At 41.7% G+C, this 21,836-nt stretch carries 19 protein-coding genes and 1 pseudogene; 9 read left to right on the top strand and 11 right to left on the bottom strand.

Annotation, left to right across the window (positions count from 1 at the left end; genetic code table 11):
- The first annotated feature begins 142 nt into the window (after positions 1-142).
- The 5 genes from trpA to F909_RS11940 all read left to right on the top strand — a co-directional run bounded on the left by trpA (position 143) and on the right by F909_RS11940 (position 5,222).
- Entirely contained in the window at positions 143-946 is an 804-nt protein-coding gene (trpA, locus tag F909_RS11960) for a tryptophan synthase subunit alpha (protein WP_005149961.1), read from the top strand.
- The gene (accD, locus tag F909_RS11955) at positions 943-1,839 is read left to right on the top strand and encodes an acetyl-CoA carboxylase, carboxyltransferase subunit beta (protein WP_005149964.1); all 897 of its coding nucleotides are present in this window, start codon (positions 943-945) and stop codon (positions 1,837-1,839) included. Before trpA ends, accD begins: the two co-directional genes overlap by 4 nt.
- Positions 1,836-3,122 (top strand): bifunctional tetrahydrofolate synthase/dihydrofolate synthase, encoded by a 1,287-nt coding sequence (gene folC / locus F909_RS11950; protein WP_005149967.1) that lies wholly within the window; start codon positions 1,836-1,838, stop codon positions 3,120-3,122. Before accD ends, folC begins: the two co-directional genes overlap by 4 nt.
- Positions 3,113-4,189: an SPOR domain-containing protein gene (locus F909_RS11945; RefSeq protein ID WP_005149969.1), complete on the top strand. Its 1,077-nt coding sequence runs from the start codon at positions 3,113-3,115 to the stop codon at positions 4,187-4,189. Before folC ends, F909_RS11945 begins: the two co-directional genes overlap by 10 nt.
- A gap of 94 nt (positions 4,190-4,283) precedes the next feature.
- A complete protein-coding gene (locus F909_RS11940) occupies positions 4,284-5,222 on the top strand; it encodes a DUF6929 family protein (protein ID WP_005149972.1) in 939 nt (312 codons plus the stop codon).
- 132 nt (positions 5,223-5,354) lie between these two features.
- On the opposite strand, the gene F909_RS11935 is transcribed toward F909_RS11940, so the two are convergent.
- From F909_RS11935 to F909_RS11925, 3 genes are all read right to left on the bottom strand, one after another.
- Positions 5,355-5,939, bottom strand: coding sequence for a dual specificity protein phosphatase family protein (locus F909_RS11935; protein ID WP_005149973.1), 585 nt, complete (start codon positions 5,937-5,939; stop codon positions 5,355-5,357).
- Positions 5,936-6,754, bottom strand: coding sequence for an MBL fold metallo-hydrolase (locus F909_RS11930; protein WP_005149975.1), 819 nt, complete (start codon positions 6,752-6,754; stop codon positions 5,936-5,938). Before F909_RS11930 ends, F909_RS11935 begins: the two co-directional genes overlap by 4 nt.
- A gap of 292 nt (positions 6,755-7,046) precedes the next feature.
- Entirely contained in the window at positions 7,047-7,682 is a 636-nt protein-coding gene (locus F909_RS11925; protein ID WP_005149976.1) for a peroxiredoxin, read from the bottom strand.
- Positions 7,683-8,044: 362 nt separating this feature from the next.
- Here F909_RS11925 and secA point away from each other — a divergent pair, with 362 nt between their 5' ends.
- Both secA and F909_RS11915 read left to right on the top strand, forming a co-directional pair.
- Positions 8,045-10,768: a preprotein translocase subunit SecA gene (secA, locus tag F909_RS11920; protein ID WP_005149978.1), complete on the top strand. Its 2,724-nt coding sequence runs from the start codon at positions 8,045-8,047 to the stop codon at positions 10,766-10,768.
- A gap of 147 nt (positions 10,769-10,915) precedes the next feature.
- Positions 10,916-11,305, top strand: a complete 390-nt coding sequence (locus F909_RS11915) for a thioredoxin domain-containing protein (RefSeq protein ID WP_005149979.1) — start codon at positions 10,916-10,918, stop codon at positions 11,303-11,305.
- Between the two features lie 62 nt (positions 11,306-11,367).
- Here the strand turns inward: F909_RS11915 and lpxO are convergent, their stop codons facing one another.
- The 3 genes from lpxO to trhA form a co-directional block, all read right to left on the bottom strand.
- Entirely contained in the window at positions 11,368-12,273 is a 906-nt protein-coding gene (gene lpxO / locus F909_RS11910; RefSeq protein ID WP_005149980.1) for a lipid A hydroxylase LpxO, read from the bottom strand.
- A 164-nt stretch (positions 12,274-12,437) separates the two neighbouring features.
- Complete coding sequence (locus F909_RS11905) at positions 12,438-13,748, bottom strand: MFS transporter (protein ID WP_005149981.1); 1,311 nt, start codon at positions 13,746-13,748, stop codon at positions 12,438-12,440.
- Positions 13,749-14,119: 371 nt separating this feature from the next.
- Positions 14,120-14,761: a PAQR family membrane homeostasis protein TrhA gene (gene trhA, locus F909_RS11900; RefSeq protein WP_005149983.1), complete on the bottom strand. Its 642-nt coding sequence runs from the start codon at positions 14,759-14,761 to the stop codon at positions 14,120-14,122.
- A gap of 101 nt (positions 14,762-14,862) precedes the next feature.
- Between trhA and F909_RS11895 the strand changes: the two genes are divergently transcribed.
- Both F909_RS11895 and F909_RS11890 read left to right on the top strand, forming a co-directional pair.
- Positions 14,863-16,080 (top strand): class I SAM-dependent methyltransferase, encoded by a 1,218-nt coding sequence (locus F909_RS11895; protein ID WP_005149985.1) that lies wholly within the window; start codon positions 14,863-14,865, stop codon positions 16,078-16,080.
- Between the two features lie 17 nt (positions 16,081-16,097).
- Positions 16,098-16,525: pseudogene (locus F909_RS11890) on the top strand (GNAT family N-acetyltransferase).
- Between the two features lie 14 nt (positions 16,526-16,539).
- On the opposite strand, the gene F909_RS11885 reads toward F909_RS11890, so the two are convergent.
- From F909_RS11885 to F909_RS11865, 5 genes are all read right to left on the bottom strand, one after another.
- Positions 16,540-16,776 (bottom strand): hypothetical protein, encoded by a 237-nt coding sequence (locus F909_RS11885; protein ID WP_005149991.1) that lies wholly within the window; start codon positions 16,774-16,776, stop codon positions 16,540-16,542.
- Positions 16,777-16,978: 202 nt separating this feature from the next.
- Entirely contained in the window at positions 16,979-17,833 is an 855-nt protein-coding gene (locus F909_RS11880) for a patatin-like phospholipase family protein (protein WP_005149995.1), read from the bottom strand.
- Between the two features lie 65 nt (positions 17,834-17,898).
- The gene (locus tag F909_RS11875) at positions 17,899-18,123 is read right to left on the bottom strand and encodes a hypothetical protein (RefSeq protein ID WP_005149997.1); all 225 of its coding nucleotides are present in this window, start codon (positions 18,121-18,123) and stop codon (positions 17,899-17,901) included.
- Between the two features lie 167 nt (positions 18,124-18,290).
- On the bottom strand, positions 18,291-20,426 hold the full coding sequence (locus F909_RS11870) for a 3-hydroxyacyl-CoA dehydrogenase NAD-binding domain-containing protein (RefSeq protein WP_005150000.1): 2,136 nt from the start codon (positions 20,424-20,426) through the stop codon (positions 18,291-18,293).
- Positions 20,427-20,436: 10 nt separating this feature from the next.
- Positions 20,437-21,642 carry an acetyl-CoA C-acetyltransferase gene (locus F909_RS11865; protein WP_005150002.1) on the bottom strand — a complete coding sequence of 402 codons (1,206 nt, stop codon included), beginning with the start codon at positions 21,640-21,642 and terminating at the stop codon, positions 20,437-20,439.
- Positions 21,643-21,836: the final 194 nt, after the last annotated feature.

The raw sequence follows: 21,836 nt of genomic DNA on the forward strand, positions 1-21,836 counted from the left end.
CAAGGCTGTTGTAAGTAGCAAGATTCACTGTCTCAATCACGTCAAACTCTGTTCAATGAACAAAAAATAGCGTTACAATGCAGTGTTTTTGTATGACTACAAACAACTCCTTAATTTATATAAATCAGGAAAGCATAATCCTATGTCACGTCTTGCCACTCGTTTTGAACAGCTTAAATCTCAGCAACGTAAAGCGCTTGTTTCTTATGTGATGGCAGGTGATCCGCATCCGCAGGTAACTGTTCCATTGCTTCATCAAATGGTGGAAGCAGGTGTCGATGTGATTGAATTGGGTCTCCCATTCTCTGACCCGATGGCGGATGGCCCTGTGATTGCTTTAGCTGCTGAGCGTGCTTTGGCAGGTGGAACCAATACACTTGATGCCTTGGATATGGTGAAAACCTTTCGTGAAAAAGATCAAACAACACCAGTGGTATTGATGGGATATTTAAATCCTGTTGAAGTGATTGGTTATGAAAAGTTTGTTGCTTATGCGAAAGACTGTGGTGTTGATGGTGTGCTTTTGGTGGATTTACCACCAGAAGAATCGAAGCAATTAGGTGAAGTTCTTAAACAAAATGGAATGGATCAGATCTTCTTGCTTGCGCCAACGTCAACCGACCAACGTATTCAACATGTGGTGAATCAAGCCAGTGGCTTTGTTTACTATGTGTCATTAAAGGGTGTGACCGGTGCAGCAACGTTAGATACCTCTGAAGCAGCAGCACGTATTGCCAAAATTAAGTCTAAGACCAATGTGCCAGTGGGCGTCGGTTTTGGAATTAGTGATGCTGCGTCTGCAAAAGCCATGGGTCAAGTTGCCGATGCCGTCATTGTAGGAAGTGCTTTCGTTAAATCTTTTGCGACATTGCCAGCAGATGAAGCTGCGCAACAGACGGTGAATAAAGTGAAGGAGCTTCGAGCGGCGCTCGATGAGTTAGTATGAGTCAAGAGTTAACATCAGGGAAGGTTCTTAACCCTTCAACACCTTGGACCGATCGTCATGTCCCTGGTATTCAGGTTGCAGATCAACAGCAGATATTTAAATCGACTTTTACTGAGCCTACGATTGAATGTCCAGAGTGTCATGCACTGGTGACACGTACTGCCATGTCATTTAATGCCTATGTGTGTCCTCAATGTGATGAACACTTACATATGCGTGCGCGTGATCGTTTGAACTGGTTCTTTGATCAAGTGAATGGTGAGTTAGGTCAAGAATTTAATGCCAAAGATCCATTAAAATTTGTAGATAGCAGACCTTATCCAGATCGCATTCGTGAAGCACAAGACAAAACAGATGAAACCGAAGCACTTGTGGTGATGCAGGGCTCTTTAAAAGGTCTAGATTTGATTGCGTGTGCCTTTGAATTTGATTTTATGGCGGGTTCAATGGGAACTGTTGTTGGTGACCGTTTTGTACAAGCAGCTGAACGCGCAATCGCATTACATCAACCGATGATCTGTTTTGCTGCTTCTGGTGGCGCGCGTATGCAGGAAGGCATGCTGTCTTTGATGCAAATGGCACGTACAGCAGCTGCAATCCAAAAAATGAAAGAAGCACGTGTTCCGTATCTGGTGGTATTAACCCATCCTGTGTATGGCGGTGTGACTGCATCATTGGCGATGCTGGGTGATGTGCATATTGCTGAACCGAAAGCGATGATTGGCTTTGCAGGTAAACGCGTGATTGAACAAACCGTACGTGAAAAACTGGAAGAACCATTCCAGCGCGCAGAATATTTGCTTGATCATGGTGTGGTCGATCAGATCGTTCATCGTCATGCATTACGTGATACTGTATACAGACTTGTCGCTAAGCTGATGAATTTACCTTGAAACCACTCGCTCCACATTCAACAGACACATTAACAACATGGCTCGATTATTGGGGCCATGTTCATGTTACAGGCATTGATTTAGGTTTAGAACGCGTCATTCCCGTTGCTGAAAAGCTTGGTGTGATGCAACCTCAAGCGAAGGTGTTTACCGTCGCTGGCACCAATGGTAAAGGTTCAACCACTACGACCTTGGCTGCGATTTTAAATGCGCAAGGCTACAAGGTTGGCCTATATCAATCACCGCATATTTATCGTTTTAATGAAAGGGTAAAGCTGGCGGGTGTTGAAGTTGATGATCGACGTCTGGTTGATGCTTTTGTTCTAGTAGATCAAGCACGACGTGAATGTGGTTTAAGTTTATCTTTTTTTGAAGCAACCACTTTGGCTGCTTTTTTGATTTTTAAACAGCAACAATGTGATGTTTGGGTACTTGAAGTCGGTCTTGGCGGTCGTCTCGATGTGGTCAATGTCATTGATCCTGATGTCGCAGTAATTACCAATATTGGTTTAGACCATGTGGATTGGCTCGGTGATACGGTCGAAAAAATTGCATTTGAAAAAGCAGGGATTATTCGTCCGAATATTCCCGTGGTTTTTGCAGGTCAACAAACATTACCACAAGCTGTTCAAAATAAAGTGGCTGAAACTCAGGCCCAGTTATATACGTTGAATCGTGATTATTTTTATGAGCTGAATGATGATGGCCAAACTTGGTCCTTTGCGTCTTCTGGAACCACATTGCAACTGCCTATTGGACAGCTTGCACTAGACAATATATCTACCGCAGTTGCCGCTGTATTGGCGAGTGGTGTTGAGGTTTCGCAAGCAGCGATTGCAACGGGTATTCAACAAGCACGTTTACAAGGTCGTTTTGAAATACGACAAATCCAAGATAAAACTGTGATTTTTGATGCTGGGCATAATGCGCATGGTGTCGAATTTTTATTGAAGCAGTTGCGAAAATTCTTAAAATACAATAAACAGTACACAGACGTTGTTGCAGTATTTTCCATGCTGGCAGATAAAGACATTGCTTCTGTCACCGATTTACTAAAAACAACAGTAAAAGATTGGTTTATTGCTAATTTAGATGTGCCTAGAGCCGCACCAGTGCAACAGATACATAATGCATTGCAAGGGCAACAGGTATACGAGTTCGGCAGTATCCAGCAAGCGTTTGAAACTGTGCTGAAACAAAGTAATAACAATCAGCTGATTTTAGTCTGTGGTTCGTTTCATACCTTAGAAGCGGTCTGGGAGTATTTAGAAGAATGTCGATGAATAACAAACAACGTTGGATGGGCGGCGTTGTTCTACTCGGTGGTGGTGTTTTATTAGCTGCATTGCTGTTAAAGGGCAATGATGAAATTGAGCAAGATCACACGCAAGCTCCAGTTACTCATCCGATTCCCAAAACTGAGTCTAAACCGAAAACCGCACAGCCAGCACAAGACAGTGAAATGGTGTCATTACAACCATTGGCTGTCGATGTGGAAACAGAAAAGCGTTTACTGGAAGAGCAGCGTCGTTCACGTGAGAAAGCAGTAGCTGAACAAGAAGCACGTGCAGCTGAGTTCTTAAAGATGCAGCAACAGGCTGAAGCCGCAGCGGCACGTAAAGCCGCGGAAGAATATGCAGCGATTAATGCGCGTCGTACCGCAGCGCAAGAAAGTTCGGATAATATTCCACCAGAATTGGTTGAAGACGAAAAAGCCAAGGCTCAGCGACTTGCGGATGAAAAGCGTAAAGCAGATGAAAAGAAGCGCGCTGAACAGCAAAAAACAGATCAACAAAAATCTGATGCTGATAAGAAATTAGCGGAAGACAAGCGTAAAGCAGAAGCTGACAAAAAAGCAGCCGAAGACAAACGTAAGGCGGAAGCGGATAAGAAAGCAGCGGAAGACAAGCGTAAAGCAGAAGCAGCAGACAAGAAAGCCGCTGAAGATAAACGTAAAGCAGAAGCTGACAAAAAAGCAGCAGAAGATAAGCGTAAAGCAGAAGCTGATAAAAAAGCAGCCGATGAGAAAAAACGTAAAGCTGATGAAGATAGCAAGAAGAAAGCTGAGGCTGAGAAAGCACGTGATCTGATGGAAAATGGCGATAAAAAGTGGATGGTCCAAGTGGCTTTGGCTGCAAACCAAGCCAATGCAGACGCCGTTGTATCGAAATTACGTGCAAAGGGCTACAAGGTAACCACCAGTCAGACCTCGAAAGGGATTCGTATTATGGTTGGACCAGCCAAAGATCGTGATACCGCAGATAACACGCGTAAGAAAATCACAACGGATGAAAGCTTAAATATGAAATCTGCTTGGGTGATTGATTGGGTTCCGCTTGACCAACGATAAACCTTGATCATCCCTTAGATCAAATCAGGAACACATCATAGGCTTTACTCAAGCTGTGAGTGTTCCATTAAAATTAAATAGGGGACTCGCGATCATGAATACAGCGATCAGAATATTAGAACGATTTGTTTTTTCACAAGATTCTGATGTTAGTGCACTGTCTGGTGTCGCCAGTATAGGAGACGATGTTTATTTTGTTGGTGACGATGTCCGTTACTTACTCAAAACCAGTCGAAACAACAACATAGATAGTGCAATAGTTTTTGAAAAAGTTCCGTTATCTGAGTCGTCTGAGCAAATATCACTTAGCGTATTGAGCAAAGCAAAAAAGCCTGATTTTGAAGCATTAAGTTGCATAACCTTAGATGAGCAACAGCAATTACTGGTGATGGGATCAGGTTCTACTGAAAATCGGAAACAAGCATTACTTTATAATCCATCTAATAATCAAATTAGTATTTTTCTGGATGCAGTCGATTATCACTTTTTAGAAAGCAGCGCTGAATTAACGGGTGGGGCTGATCTCAATATAGAAGCCATCTGTTCAGACCATGATCATCTCTATATCTTTCAACGTGGCAATATTAATCGCCATCATGGTGTTCTAGTCTTTGATTTAGCTAGAATTCAAGCAGGAAAATCGTTAGAAAATGCGCTTATCAACTCGCTTAGTCTCAACTTGCCTGAGATTGAGGGGACTGCAAGTGGTATTTCTGATGCCTATTTCTTTGTGGATAAAAATCTAATTGTTGCCACAGCAGCGGTTGAGCAAACATTAAATACCTATGACGATGGTGATGTGTTGGGTAGTTTTATTTTGCTGTTCTCGCCAGATGGTCAAGCGTTATCGAGTTATTTGATTCAGGATAATGAAGGTAAAACGCTCGCTATTAAAGTAGAAGGGTTGACTTGGCTAGAGTCGCGATCTGATGGCGAAGTATTTTTATTGGTCACCGACAGTGATGGTGGTGATTCTGAAGTTTTGAAGGTATTGCTGGCTCATTCGGCTTTTGAAAATCAGACGTTTAAATGAAAATTACTGAATGGTTATGCAATTTTGAGCAATATGCTTTGCAGGCTGCTCGATAATAACAGGATAAGTTCGTTGGTTTAATAAGCTCTATTTCTTAATAAATAGAGCTTCATCTACAATAAATCCAATATTTTAACGAGATGGGTTCGACAGTTGCTGTTGAATCCATTTTACGTTTTCAGGGGTAAATAAGTGATCAATATTTTTCCAGATCACATGAAAGCCATATCCGCCTTGTTTCATCTCTTTTACTGCATCTTCAATCGACCAGTTTTCAAAGATAATACGATACATGGCAATCGTTGCACCAGTACGGTCAGATCCATGATAGCAATGGACTAAAATTTTATGATTCTTTTGTTTGGCAGTTTGAATGGCCTGCATTGTATGTAACAGGTCTTCACGATTAATCGCCCAGGTATAAATCGGAATATGCACAAGATTAAAGGGTTGATCTTTTAAAACCTTAGCATCTTCATTTCTGGCGCGTAAATTAATCACTGTATCGATTTGATATTGTTTTAATGTTGGGATTAATGCATTACTAGGCTGATCACTGCGGAACACATCATTACTGATTTGATAAAAATTGTGCGTGTTGGAGATCAGTGTGCCCCAGTTTTTTGGACGTTGCTCATCATCCAAACTTGGGTGTTTCATACACCCGCCAAGTGTTAAGGTTGAAACAAGAGCAACGGTAATGAGTGTTTTTTTCATAGGCTTGACTGATAACGATTGAATTCGACTGGATCGTGCGCACAAATTAACTCAATGCTTGGCTCATGTTGAGCGAGATATTGTAACTGTTTCAGGTTTTGCAGACGTAGTTGGTTATCCTCGGCCAACAATCGCTCAGTCAGGTCTAGCGCTCTGAGTTTATTTTTCGGATTGAGTTCTAAATGGGTGTAATAAGCATCACCACAGAATAAAACCCAACCATCCGACTTCTTAATGGCAATACCACAATGTCCAGCCGTGTGTCCTATCATGGGAATCATCAGGATTTCATCTTGAAATAGAGCCAATCCTTTAACTTTGTGTAGATTAAACCAAGATTCGCCCTCGCTATGTTCGGCAAAGTTCCAGTATCGATGTTGTTTAAATTGCTCGGTTTTATAACGAAGCCTGCCTTTTGCGGTAAGCGATTGTGTGGCATTAAATTCGGCGGCTAAAAGGTGCACTGTGGCATTGGGAAAATCGGAAATACCACCTGCATGGTCAAAATCCAGATGGGTCACAAAAATATGTTTTACATCATTCGGATTAAATCCGAGTTGTTGAATTTGTTGGATGGCGGTGAGTTTTAAATTCGGGACAATCGAACCAAACTGTTTGAGTAAACGGCCTAAGCGTTGTTCAGTATGCAAATAGTCTTGAAGCCCTAAGCCAGTATCAATTAGGACTAAGCCACGATCAGTTTCAATCAATAGACAATGACAGACCAGATGCGCTTTCCAGCCTTTTTGTCCAAACAATGGCGCGCAGGTCGGGCAGAAACTGCCACAATGCAGATGATGGATATTGTAGATCATGATGCTTTTTTTATTGTGTAGCGGATCGAATTATTTTTATAACCGATTGATTCCGAAATACCAAAACAATTTTAGCTTGGATATAAAAAAGCCTATCTAGTGGATAGGCTGAGATGCATGTTATTCAGTTTAAATATTATTTTATTATGATTCAGTTTTCTCTTATACACAGTTCGTTTGTCTTGCACTGCGATTAAAGCATACGCTTTAATTTCTTAACTCACAGCATAGCTGTTCGACTTCTTACGAAGCTTTAGTTGCTTCTCAGGAACGAGCGTTGCTCGTTTGATCCTCACTCAGGCTGTGGGGTTAGTCTTAAATAAGGTTTGACGGCCTTATAGCCTTTAGGGAAGCGTTGTTTTATTTCTTCCTCATCTTTCAATGAAGGAACAATCACCACATCTTCACCATGTTGCCAGTTCGCCGGTGTTGCCACTTTGTGCTTGTCGGTCAATTGCAGTGAGTCAACTACACGCAACACTTCATTAAAGTTACGACCTGTCGAGGCTGGATAAGTAATAATCAGGCGAACTTTTTTATTTGGATCAATAATTACCAAAGAACGTACGGTTAATGTTTCGCTGGCATTTGGGTGGATGAAATCATAGAGCTCAGATACTTTACGATCTTTATCTGCAATGATTGGAAAATTAACAGTCGTATTCTGTGTTTCGTTAATGTCCTGAATCCAGTTGTGATGTGATTCAACATCATCAACCGAAAGAGCAATGGCTTTGACACCACGCTTGCTAAATTCATCTTTGAGTTTGGCGGTGAAGCCAAGCTCTGTGGTGCAGACAGGCGTAAAGTCTGCTGGGTGTGAAAATAAAATTCCCCAACCATCACCTAAAAATTCATAAAAATCAATGTTACCTTCACTTGATTGTTGTTGGAAATTCGGGGCGATGTCGCCTAAACGTAGTGTCATGATCAGTCCTCAATACATTCTTTATGTTTTTGTCTGTATTCAATATGCAGCATCTACTTTATAAATAAAAAGATTGTTTTTTCATTTTATTATGAGTTTTTGAGATATTGATTGGTGGCTATGCTAAAAAATGATCAGAAATACACATTCAAATCGATGTAAGTTCAGGGCAAATTTGCTACATTAACGCTCTTTGGTTGTGTGATGTCAGAATCGCCTCGCAGATTTTTTTACCTGTTTGGATGCAAAGCACTTGTAGTTCTTATTTCTGACTCCATAATAACAGCTAAGAAAAAATTAACCGACCTAGGGTTTGTTGAAATTGACAAACCTTATAACAAACAGGATTAGAGAGTTTATTCATGTTGGCAAGTCTGATCGGAGGTATCTTCGGTACAAAAAATGAGCGTGAGCTCAAACGCATGCGTAAAATTGTTGAACAAATCAATGCGCTTGAACCGACGATATCTGCTCTTAACGATGCAGACCTCTCTGCAAAAACTCCAGAATTCAAACAACGTTTTAATAATGGCGAAAGTTTAGATAAATTATTACCAGAAGCTTTTGCGGTTTGCCGTGAAGCAGCAAAACGTGTCATGGGCATGCGTCACTATGACGTGCAGCTCATCGGTGGTATTACCTTACACGAAGGTAAAATTGCTGAAATGCGTACAGGTGAAGGTAAAACCCTGATGGGTACTTTGGCTTGTTATCTCAATGCATTAAGTGGTAACGGTGTTCATGTGATTACCGTGAATGATTACTTGGCACAACGTGATGCTGAGTTGAACCGCCCGTTATTCGAATTCTTAGGTCTCAGTATTGGTGTGATTTACTCCATGCAGATGCCTGATGAAAAAGCACAGGCGTATATCGCTGATATCACCTATGGTACCAACAACGAATTTGGTTTCGATTATCTACGCGACAACATGGTGTTTTCTCTACAAGAGAAAAAACAACGTGGTTTAAGCTATGCCATTATTGATGAAGTTGACTCAATTTTAATTGATGAAGCGCGTACACCATTGATCATTTCTGGTCAAAGTGAAGATTCATCGCAGCTTTATCAACTGATTAACAGTATTCCTCCAACGTTGCGCCCTCAAAAAGAAGAGAAAGTGGCTGATGGCGGACATTTCTGGGTGGACGAGAAACAACGTTCAGTTGAAATGACTGAAGTGGGTTATGAAACGGTTGAGCAGAAACTCATTGAAATGGGGCTGTTGGCTGAAGGTGAAAGCCTGTATTCAGCAACCAATTTGAATTTGGTTCACCATGTAACTGCTGCGATTCGTGCGCATTATCTCTATCAAAAGAACGTGCACTACATCATTGGTGTGAATCCACAGACTCAAAAAGAAGAAGTCATTATTGTGGATGAGAGCACGGGGCGTACCATGCCTGGTCGTCGTTGGTCAGAAGGTTTGCACCAAGCGGTTGAAGCCAAAGAAAACATGGAAATTCAACCTGAAAACCAAACGCTTGCAACCACAACTTTCCAGAATTATTTCCGTCTGTATAAAAAGCTTTCAGGTATGACTGGTACTGCCGATACCGAAGCTTCGGAAATGAAAGAAATCTATGGTTTAGATGTCGTGATTATTCCGACACACCGTCCAATGGTACGTGTCGATCATAACGACTTAATTTATTTAAACCGTAATGGTAAATACACTGCGATTATTGAAGAAATTACCAATATTCGTCAGCAAGGTGTTGCACCGATCTTGATTGGTACAGCAACCATTGAAGCAAGTGAAATCCTTTCTTCTAAGTTGTTACAAGCAGGTATCCATCACGAAGTCTTGAATGCGAAGCAGCATGAGCGTGAAGCGGATATTATTGCACAGGCGGGTAGTCCAAATGCCGTGACCATTGCAACCAACATGGCAGGTCGTGGTACGGATATTTTGCTGGGTGGCAACTGGAAAGCTAAACTTGCCAAAATTGAAAACCCAACCCCTGAAGATGAAGCACGTTTACAGGCGCAATGGGAAAAAGATCACGAAGACGTTTTAAGTTCGGGTGGTTTACATATCATTGGTTCTGAGCGCCATGAATCTCGTCGTATTGATAACCAGTTGCGTGGTCGTGCAGGTCGTCAAGGTGATCCTGGTGTATCGCGTTTCTATTTATCACTTGAAGATGATTTGATGCGTATCTTCGCGGGTGATCGTGTGGTTGCCATGATGCGTGCAATGGGCTTGCAAGAAAGTGAAGCCATTGAACATAAAATGGTCAGTCGTTCAATCGAGAATGCACAACGTAAAGTTGAAGCGCGTAACTTTGATATTCGTAAGAACTTATTGAAGTATGATGATGTCAACAACGAGCAACGTAAGATCATTTACTCGCAACGTGATGATGTCTTGGCTGAGAGCTCACTACAAGACTATATCGAAGAAATGCATCATGAAGTGATTAAGGGTTTAATTGCTAACTTTATTCCACCAGAGTCAATCCATGATCAATGGGATATTGAAGGTTTGGAAAATGCCTTGCATGCAGATTTAGGCATTGAATTACCAGTACAACAATGGTTAGACCAAGATCGTCGTTTAGACGAAGAAGGTCTAGTGGCACGTATTTCTGATGAAGTGATTGCGCGTTATCGTCAACGTCGTGAACAAATGGGGGATGAGTCAGCAGCAATGCTTGAGCGTCACTTCATGTTGAATTCACTTGATCGTCATTGGAAAGATCATTTGGCTGCGATGGATTATCTACGCCAAGGGATTCACTTACGTGGCTACGCACAGAAAAATCCTGAGCAAGAATACAAAAAAGAAGCATTCAACTTATTTGTAAATATGTTGGGTGTCATTAAGTCGGATGTTGTGACTGATTTATCTCGTGTGCATGTACCGACTGCGGAAGAGTTAGCTGAGTTAGAAGTACAGCAGCAACGTCAAGCTGAATCGATGCGTTTGTCTTTCGAGCATGATGATGTAGATGGCTTAACGGGTGAAGTCACTGTTTCTGAAGAAATTGTTGACCATACTTTCCCAGTACCAGAAAGTCGTAATGCGCCATGTCCATGTGGCTCTGGTTTAAAGTACAAGCAATGTCACGGTAAAATCTAAGTTTCGACGTAGATTAAGCTGAAATAAAAAAGCAGAGCATTGGTCTCTGCTTTTTTTACGAGAATTTACTTGAGTCCAAGCACGCTTTGTAGTTTCATTATTGGACTTATAGATCTTGATTGAGTTCGCATTAAAAGCGGGAAGACAATGAAAAAACCATTACAACTTTTAATTTTGGCAAGTGCGGCGGTATCTGGTTTTGCATTTGCAAATGATGCCCCACAAACCACGACTGTGGATAAAGTGTTGGCAGCAAAAGGTACAAATACAGCAGAAGCACAAATTAAACGTGAAGTGACTACAGTGATTAGCCCACGTACTGGCATTCGCTATACGCTAGGCGATACAGGTAATCGCCCAATCGTATTGCAAACGGCTGCAATTGCACCTGCAAATTCTGCCAATATCAATCGTATTGTGGCATCAAACCCTGCATTATCTGCACAAAGCCAAGAGAAAGCTAAGATTGCTTTAATTGGTGAAACAGCTGTTCAAGCAGCCAATGCTGCAGCTGCGCAAACAGCAAAAGTAAATTAATTACGATTTGTTTAAAATAAAAAAGAGATGCAATTGCATCTCTTTTTTATGGAAGAATATTTTTATAAAAAACTTGGTAATAAAATTAGGCCAATCAAAATAGCAAATAGCAACCACTTAGACACATAGTAGAGTGGGCGATTACGCTCTTTTAAGCCACGGCCATAATGATGCACTGCATAACCATATTTGAAAATACGGTTAATAAAACCAGTTTTGTCTTGATCATCATTGGGTGAGCTGGCTGCAGACATCACATTACGACCAAACCAATAATTTAACTTTTGTGCCCAACCCCATTTCATCGGGCGTTCAATATCACAGAATAAGATAATACGGGTTTCATCGGTCTTGTTTTCAGCCCAATGCACAAAGGTTTCATCAAACACGGTAGCTTCGCCATCTCGCCAGCTATAACGCTCTTGATCAACCTCAATAAAGCACTCATCGCTATTTGGTGTGACCAAACCCAAGTGATAACGCACTGAACCTGCATAAGGATCACGATGTTTGCCTAAGTAACTGCCAGAAGGGAGTTCAGTAAACATTGCTGCTTTGACTGAAGGAATGCTTTCCAGCAGAGCCACTGTTTTTGGGCAGAGTTGCTGTGCTGAAGGATGGCTGTCTTGATACCATTTTAGATAAAAACGTTTCCATCCACGTTTAAAGAAGGTGTTAAAACCTGCATCATTATTTTTTTCAGACGCTTTAATTTGGTTTTGCAGTTGAATTGCTTCTTCTCGAATCACTTGCCAATTGTCTTGCAATGGTTTCAGTTCTGGAAACTGTGCCACATCGAAGAAGGGCTGGTTCGGCAATTTAGAAAACCCCGTCATGAACATGTTCACGGGTGCTAAAAATGTCGAATGGTCAAATAATTGTCGAGATGCTTTTAATCGTTCTTTACCTCGGAAATAGGTATATAAAAAGCTGATTAAAAATACGGCAACGATAATCACTGCGTACATAACACAATCGTCTAAAGAAAAATGAAGGCGGTTATTTTAGCACAAAAAATATTTGGAAGAATGCTGTTATAAAAGCAACTTTATAAGATAAAAACTATGGAATTAAATGGTATTTCAGATGATCTGAGTCGGTGTTTTGCACAGATCATCTGAAAGAATGACGATTAGATTTGGTTATTCACATCATCATTTTTGGTTTCACGCATCAGTAAGAAGGCGATTAAAGACAGGATTGAAGCCAAGCTAAGATATAGACCGACTGCACCCAGACCATAACTTTCTGCGAGTTTAGTCGCAATATAAGGTGCAAAAGAGGCACCAAAGATACCAGCCAAGTTAAAAGTCAGCGCTGAACCCGTATAGCGAACTGAGGTTGGGAAAATTTCAGACAGGACGGTACCAATTGGTCCATAGGTTAAACCCATAATGGAGAGGCCGATACACAAGAACAAGAACACCAAAATAGGACTACCAGAACCTAATAGCGGTGCAAAACACAATCCGAACAGTGCTGAAAGAATACAAACCGCGATCGAGGTATTTTTACGACCAAACTTCTCGGCAAATATTGCAGACAAGGGAATAAAGGCGGCAAAACAGAGGGTGGCAAACAGTTGTAACACCAAGAAGTCACCACGTGCATAGCCAAGTTTCGTGGTGCCCCAGTTCAAGGCAAATACGGTGGTGAGATAAAACACCACAAAGGTACAGATCGCTGCAACGGTCCCGAGCACCAACATTGGAAAATGTTTAGTCATCACTTCTTTAAAAGGGACATTCACTTCTTTCTGTTTATTTAACACCTTTTGGAAGGCGGGTGTTTCATGCAGCTTTAAACGGATATATAAACCGACCAGCACCAAGACTGCACTTGCAATAAATGGAATACGCCATCCCCAAGTCATAAATGCTTGTTCAGACATAAAGGCATTCAGTAACAGGAATGAGCCAGTCGCAAGAATAAAACCGATTGGTGCACCGAGTTGCGGGAACATGCCATACCAAGCACGTTTCCCTTCTGGTGCGTTCTCAGTCGCCAGTAAGACTGCACCACTCCATTCACCACCTAAGCCCAAACCTTGTCCTAAACGGCATAGGGCAAGCAGCAATGGGGCTGCCAGACCAATTTGTGCATAGGTTGGTAATAGGCCAATACAAACTGTAGAAATACCCATCGTGAGCAAGGCTGCAACTAGTGTGGCTTTACGTCCGATGCGATCACCGAGATGTCCAAAAATTGCTGCGCCAATCGGGCGGGCAATAAAAGCAATTGCAAAGGTTGCAAGTGATTTGAGTACTGCTGCGCCGTCACTACTTTCAGGGAAAAATAAATGTGGAAAAATCAGCACAGCTGCTGTGGCATAAATATAAAAGTCGAAAAACTCAATGGTAGTGCCGACAAGGCTGGCAAATAATACTCGTACTTTTGAATTGCTGGCCACTTCAGTGGTGGCAGTCGTAGTGCTTGACGACATACAAGACCTTCATGTTATTCATTCAAGAAAGTATAGGGGCTGTTGACATTTCACCGATACTTGCGACAGAGGACGTTTTTTAGACGATACAAGGAATGTTTTGCGAAACTTAGTGACGCTAAGTAAGCACGACATAACGCAGTAACGGCAAAAAACAGCCCTGTCCCGCAGGGTTATAGCTAAAACTTCCCTAAACTACGTTATGAAACTTGACAAGGGGAGCACCATTGCCTGCGTTTCATGCCTTGTTTATGTCGTTTTAGCCAATAACGCAATGTATGGATGAAACGTCAAAAGACCCTAAAGACTGTCTTGAAAAATTCCTTTTGAATGTGCAGTCTCACCCTGAAAACTTAATGTTATATATAGATTTATAATACATAACAGTAGATTGCCAAAAAGTGTAATCCTGCCCCTAATAGCACAAAAACATGCCAAATTGCGTGGGTATATCTTACCTTTTTTAAGGCATAAAACAATGTGCCGATGGTATAGGCCAAGCCGCCTGCAATCAGCAACTGCACAGCATCTTTGGAAAGGTAACGCTGCATATCATCCATGACTAAAACAGCTAACCATCCCATGGCCAAATAAGCTGCTAAAGAAATTTTTTGGAAACGGTGAATAAACACCAATTTGAATAGTGTGCCGATCAAGGCGATTGCCCATAATGCAATCAGTAAATAATGTGCTTTGGCCGTTGGAATCGCGATACTCAAAAATGGGGTATAGGTACCTGCGATGAGATAATAGATCGCAGTATGATCCAATTTTTTATACCAATAGCGCTTACGTTCATCCACAGCAAAGTGATACAGCATAGAACTCGCAAGCAAGAGGACTAGACTAAAACCATAGACCCATAAACTGATCCATTGCCCCAACGGCAAATACTGACCTTTAATAATCATGAAGATCGAGGCAATTAAAGCCAGTGCAGCACCAATACCATGACTATAGGCATTAATCAGCTCTTCTTTCGGGTCATAGTCTAGCAATGTTTTTGTGTTCATCAAGCGTTCAGATTGAATAAAAATACAACTGTATCGTAATGCAATTTCCCTTTTAAAGTAAGACGCTTTAAAATTTAGTTTCTATTTGTTAGGTTTTCATTATGTTTGCGCCGAAATTTTCTTTTGAACAAGAACAGCAGTTTTTCTTGGATATCCAGCAATCTATTGAAAATAAAAGCTTTGATCGCCTTATTCTGAGTCAGTATAAAGGTGAAATGGCACAATTAGAAAAGATAACATTTCGTGTGATTGAACTGCAAGGACAAGCCATGTTGTCTGGTTTATATCATCATGCCACGCAAGATGTGACCAAAAACTATACGATTGATGAAGGTCTGGAAAAAATTGCTGAGTTATTGAGCCAGTGTAAACAGGCCAATCTATTTAGCTTGGACCAAGACATTCAGCTCAAGAAAAATAAAAAGAAGGCGATGCTAAATAGCCAGAAAAAACAGGTATCTACCACCAAATCAGAACAACAACAGCATGATCGTGAAAAGCAGCGTTATGTACAGCAGCAGAGTCCATTTTTAAAGTATCTGGGGATTACTGATGAAAAAGGGCAAATCATTCCAAGCATGGCGCGTAAGTGGAAACAGATTAATAAATTTATTGAAATCTTTTCGCATGCTTATGAGCAGATTGATGCTTCACAGCAAGAATTGAATATTGTGGATTTTGGTTCGGGTAAAGGCTATCTCACTTTTGCTCTATATGATTATTTACAAGCCCAGCATAAAACGCCTTTAATTACGGGTGTTGAGTTACGTTCAAACTTGGTTGAGTTTTGCCAGAATGTTGCTGATCAGGCCAGTTTCAGCCATCTCGACTTTTTTGAAGGTGACGTACGTAGTTATCAGCCAGAAAAACTGGATGTGATGATTGCGTTGCATGCGTGTGATATTGCCACTGATTTTGCCATTCATACAGGTATCCGCTTAAATGCGTCGATGATTATGTGCGCACCATGCTGCCATAAAGAACTACGTCCACAATTACAAAGTCCTGAAGTTTTACAGCCGATGCTTCAGTTTGGCATTCACGCAGGGCAGCAGGCAGAAATGTTGACTGATACCTTGCGTGCTTTGTTGCTGAAAGCCTATGGCTATGAAACCAAAGTATTCGAGTTTGTATCTTTGGAACATACCAGCAAAAATAAAATGATTTTGGCGACTAAACGTAAACAGATGCAGCAGCCTGATGCAAAGATTATGCAGCAAATTCAAGCTTTGAAAGCCATGTATGGTATTGAAAAGCAGAGTCTGGAATTATTATTACAAGATCAAATGCCGATCGAAAATATAGGCTGTAAGTGTTAATGATGTCCGAGGAACATATGCTTCGAGTTGAACGAGGAAGTTGGGATCAATTACAGCAACCTGCAAAATTGATTCGAGAAAAGGTTTTATTGCTGAGCAGGGTATTCCAGAAGCGGATGAATGGGATGAGCAAGATGCGATTTCTCTGCATTTTGTCATCTTCGAACAAGATCAGCCGATTGCGACAGCACGCTTATTGCAAAATAATAGTGTTGGGCGTGTTGCTGTGCTGAAAACCTATCGTGGGCAAGGCATTGGTCAAATGATGATGTTAGACATTATTGACTACGCACGACAACAGTCTCGACCTTTCCTGTATTTGTCTTCACAAGTCCATGCGATGTCATTTTATCAGCAGCTTGGTTTTGTGGTGCAAGGCGATGAGTACGATGAATGTGGCATCCCCCATATAGAAATGCAGATGCCAATCAGGGTGGAAATTTAAACCCATGAGGTTGTTTATGGATGCTGTTCAGTAACCACTTCCGATGTTGCTGAATTTGTGTCCTGTTGAGACAGTTCTTTTTGTTGTTGTGCCTTACGCTGTGCGCCTGGCATATAGTCAGGCTCTTGGCTCATAGCCAAATAAAAAAAGCTTAAAAAGATGGTGCTGAGCACCCCGACAATAATCACAAATTTCCATCCCAATACTGTTTCTTCATTTGAATCTTTTTGTGGGGATGGTTGGCTACTCATTATAAATTCCAAAAATAACAAAATATAAAACGAGATTTTGCGCCTTTTTGGCAGAACTTGCCAAGAGGGGATACTGAATTCTTCATTATTTTAAGCTCAAGCATGTTTTGAGTTGAGGGTACGCTCCACTTCGTTTCGACATTGTGAACACAGCCAAGAAGAAACCTACCCATCACTTATTATTTTAATGGTTTAACTGGAACTAGAGCTTGTTCCAGTCTTCAATCGCCTTAAATCCTGTTTCTATCCCGACATCATAGCTATAGCGGATTTTCGCTTTGTTCTTTGAAAGTCGGCCTGCCATGTTTTTTAAATCAGGTGGACAGACCTCCAAAATTTTTTGTTCTGATGCCGATCGCACAAATGCGACAGAATCATTGTAGCGTTGTGTTCGAGTCAATAAACTTTGTGCAAAGCCCCGTTGTTGCTTAAATAGGTATTTTGCAAGGAACTGATCACCTTTGCTGGTGGCTTTATAATAATTTTTAGGACGTGTTCTAAGCACCATTAACTTGGAAACATCATGTTGTTGTGCAGCCCAATGGATGGGTAAAGCATCTGCTACACCGCCATCAAAATAGGGTTCACCAAAGACATCAACCGCTTGGCGAGTAAGTACTGGAATGGAGCTAGATGCTCTTAAACCATCAAGAATGTTATCTCTAGATGCTTTGATATAGGCTGCTTCGCCTGAGAGCGCATGCGTAAGCACCATGTAAAATTCAGGATGATTGGCAAATAAATGCTCTTGATTAAGTGGATTTTCCTGTTCTACAGCGTCCCACATCCATTTTAAATCCAGTAAGTCACCACCTTTAAAAAAGCGGCCATAATGGATGAATTCAGAGCGGAGAGAGTGATCTAAATAAATTTGGAGAATACGACCTTGTTGCGCTGCCAGATAACTTGCAACATTGGTAGAGCCAGAAGAGACACCAACACAAAGGTCAAAGGGATTAAATTGTTGTTGTAAAAATGCATCTAACACACCACAGGTGAACGCACCCCGCATTCCACCGCCTTCAACGACCAGTGCCTGACGATTTTGTTGAAGCATTGAATATCTCGAATAACATGATAAATCCATGTTAAACAGGATTTATCATGTTTGACAATAACACTTTAGTGATTGTGCTGATGAGCTTCTGGAGCGTTTGTTTCTGAGCTCATTGAAGATTGTGACATTTCAGCAGGGGTTGCTGCTTTCTTTTGGTTCATCGGCATATAGTCTGGTTCATTGTTAATCGCCAAATAGAAAATCACCATAAACAGCAAACTAAGAATAGTGGTGATAATTAATGCTTTCCAACCCCAAGGTGAAGTTTCTGGACAGAGTTTTTCAGACATAATAGATTTCCCAATGATGCAAAAAATAAAGCAGAATTCTGCAACTTATAGCATAAATTGTGATGTATTACTCAGATGTTTTGCTGTGATTTTGTCGAGAAAACAAAAAAGCCCGTACAGACAAGGAGTTCCATACGGGCTTCTATGTGAGGCGTTAAAGAAAGTAATTATTGAATAATTTCTTTCTTATCAGCTTTTTCTTTCAATAATTGTGGTGGAGTGAAACGTTCGCCATATTGAGCCGCTAACTGTTGTGCACGTTGCAATGATTTTTCAATCCCATTTTGATTTAGGAATTGAATCGCTCCACCGGTCCAAGGTGCAAAACCAATTCCAAAAATCGAACCGACATTGGCATCAATCACAGACTCTAAAACACCTTCTTCATAGCAGCGTAAAGTATCCAGTGCTTGCACAAATAGGAAGCGGTCAATCATATCCTGTTCAGAAATGCTGTTGTCTTTCTGCCAACGGCTAAGCCCATCCCATAAATGCTTTTTGCCATTTTCAGGATAGTCATAGAAACCCGCACCTGCCGCTTTACCTTTACGGTTCAGCTCGTGAATCATGGTGTGAACGACGTCATCCACAGGGGTTTTTGGCAAATCTTTACCTTCAGCTTGCAGGGCTTTACGGGTTTCGCCAGCCACATGCTCCGTCAAGGTTAAAGAGACTTCATCCTGAATTGCGAGTGGTCCAACTGGCATACCTGCTTTCAATGCTGCCATTTCAATTTTGGCAGGGTGAACGCCTTCTGCAAGTAAACGCATACCTTCCTGAATAAAGGTTCCGAACACACGGCTGGTAAAGAAGCCTCGACTGTCATTGACCACGATTGGTGTCTTGGCAATTTGCTGAACAAAATCATAGGCTTTAGCCAATGTATCAGCAGAAGTTTCTTTGCCTTTGATAATTTCAACCAATTGCATTTTGTCCACTGGGCTAAAGAAGTGTAGTCCAATGAATTTCTTAGCATCTTTACTTGCTGTTGCCAAACCAGTGATTGGTAGGGTTGAGGTATTTGATGCAAAAATTCCACCTTCAGCTAAATATTGTTCAGCTTCTTGTGTCACTTTGGCTTTCAGTTCCTGATTCTCAAATACTGCTTCAATAATCAAATCACAGCCTTGTAGATCTGCGGCATCGGCTGTTGCTGTAATCAGTGATAACACTTGATCACGTTTTTCAGCCGTCATACGACCTTGTGAAACTCGTTTATCGAGAAGCTTTTGCGAATAGGCTTTACCTTTCTCTGCATTTTCAACGGATACATCTTTAAGTACCACAGGGATGCCTTTGATCGCGGTTGAGTAGGCGATACCAGCACCCATCATGCCTGCACCTAATACACCCACTTTGCTGGCTTGCCATTTTGCAACATCCGCAGGACGACTCGCACCTGATTTGATTGCATTCAGACCATGCCAGAAGGTACCGATCATATTCTTGGAAATTTGGCCCACAGTAAGCTGGGTGAAGTAACGCGATTCGATACGCAAAGCGGTATCGACATCAACTTGTGCACCTTCAACAGCGGCAGCCATAATTGCCTCTGGCGCAGGGTAGCAACCTTTGGTCTTGTCGCGCAGCATGGCTGGCGCAATCGCCAGCACTTGCGCAACAGCAGGAGTTTTCGGATCACCACCTGGAATCTTGTAACCTTTGACATCGAATGGTTGTTGCGATTTCGGATTGGCTTTGACCCAAGCAATTGCTTTGTCTAAAAGCGCTTGTTCGTTCTCAGCAGTGTCATGTACCAAACCCAGTGATTTTGCTTTATCGACACCAAACTGCTTGCCTTCCATCAAGAACGGGAACGCATTTTGTAAACCAAGTAGGCGAACCATACGGACGATACCACCACCACCTGGCAACAAACCTAAAGTCACCTCTGGTAAACCAAATTTGGTTTTTGGATCGTTAATGGCAATACGATAATGACAGCCTAAAGCGATTTCCCAACCGCCACCGAGTGCGGTGCCGTTTAATGCGGCAACCACGGGAACACCTAGTGTTTCAATAGCACGTAAATCACCTTTGAGCTCTTCAATCATTTTGAAAAACTCAGTGGCATGTTCTGGTTGAACTTGAATCAACTCATCCAAGTCACCGCCTGCAAAGAAAGTTTTCTTGGCAGAACGGAAAATAATGCCTTTCAGATCCGTTTCAGCTTTGAGCTTTTGACTAACTTCTTGTAGAGAAGTACGGAATTCTGCATTCATGGTGTTGGCAGATTGACCCGACGAATCAAGGGTAAGAATTACAATATTGTCAGCGTTTTTTTCGTATTTAATAGCGCTCATGTTGTTCTCCTTACACCAACTCAATAATGGTGGCGATCCCCATTCCACCACCCACACATAATGTGGCTAAGCCACGTTTTTTTCCTTGACGCTCTAACTCATCAAGTAAAGTTCCTAAAATCATGGCACCCGTAGCACCCAATGGATGACCCATGGCAATTGCACCACCATTGACATTGACTTTCTCGGCAGGAACTTTGAGCTCATTGATAAAACGCATCACGACTGCGGCAAAGGCTTCATTGACTTCAAACAGGTCAATATCATCAATCGTCAGGCCTGCTTTAGCCAAGGCTTTACGAGCAGCGGGGGCAGGGCCTGTGAGCATGATTGTTGGGTCAGTACCCACCAAAGCAGTTGCCAGTACTTTGGCACGTGGTTTTAAGCCTTGCTCTTTGACTGCTTTTTCAGAAGCCAGTAACACCACAGCAGCTCCATCAACGATACCTGATGAATTACCTGCATGATGCACATGGTTAATTTTTTGCGCTTCTGGATATTTTTGTAATGCAACGGCATCGAAGCCCATTTGTCCCATCATTTCGAAGCTAGCATTCAGTTTTGCCAAGCCTTCAACAGTGGTATTACCTTTAATAAATTCATCTTTTTCTAAAATCAGCACCCCTGAATGATCTTTAACAGGCACGACTGATTTGTCGAAATAACCGTTTGCTTGAGCCGCCGCCGCTTTTTGTTGTGAACCGACTGCAAAAGCATCGACATCTTCACGACTATAGCCATCTAAGGTTGCAATCAAGTCTGCACCAACACCTTGTGGCACAAAAGACGATTTTAAGTTGGTTTCAGGATCAAGTGCCCACGGACCACCATCAGAACCCATTGCAATACGTGACATTGATTCAACGCCACCTGCGACAACGACATCTTCCCAACCTGAACGGACTTTTTGTGCCGCCAAGTTGACTGCTTCTAAACCAGATGCACAGAAACGGTTGATTTGAACGCCTGCAACATCATCATTCCAACCTGCTGCAATCGCTGCGGTTTTGGCAATATCACCACCTTGGTCAGCAATCGGCGTGACGCAACCCAAAACGATATCATCCACTTTTGAAGTATCGAGTTGGTGGCGTTGTTGTAATTCATTTAATAATGATGTGAGTAAAGTAATTGGTTTGACTTCATGCAGTGAGCCATCTTTTTTTCCTTTTCCGCGTGGCGTGCGAATGGCATCAATAATGTAGGCCTCGCTCATAGGTTTTCCTTGTATCACCTTAAAATTGTTGTTTATCGAGTGTACTCAATTTAAGTGTCAGCGCAATGATGATAAACATTGGCAAGTTTGATGTTTTTCGCCAATTTGATTGATTTATATATTGAGCAAGCAAATACCTACTTTGGGTGTTTTTCTGTGTGGCTTGTTCTGTCTTCGATTAGACTAGGGCTTAG

Source organism: Acinetobacter sp. ANC 3929, from assembly GCF_000369405.1.
Classification (GTDB): domain Bacteria; phylum Pseudomonadota; class Gammaproteobacteria; order Pseudomonadales; family Moraxellaceae; genus Acinetobacter.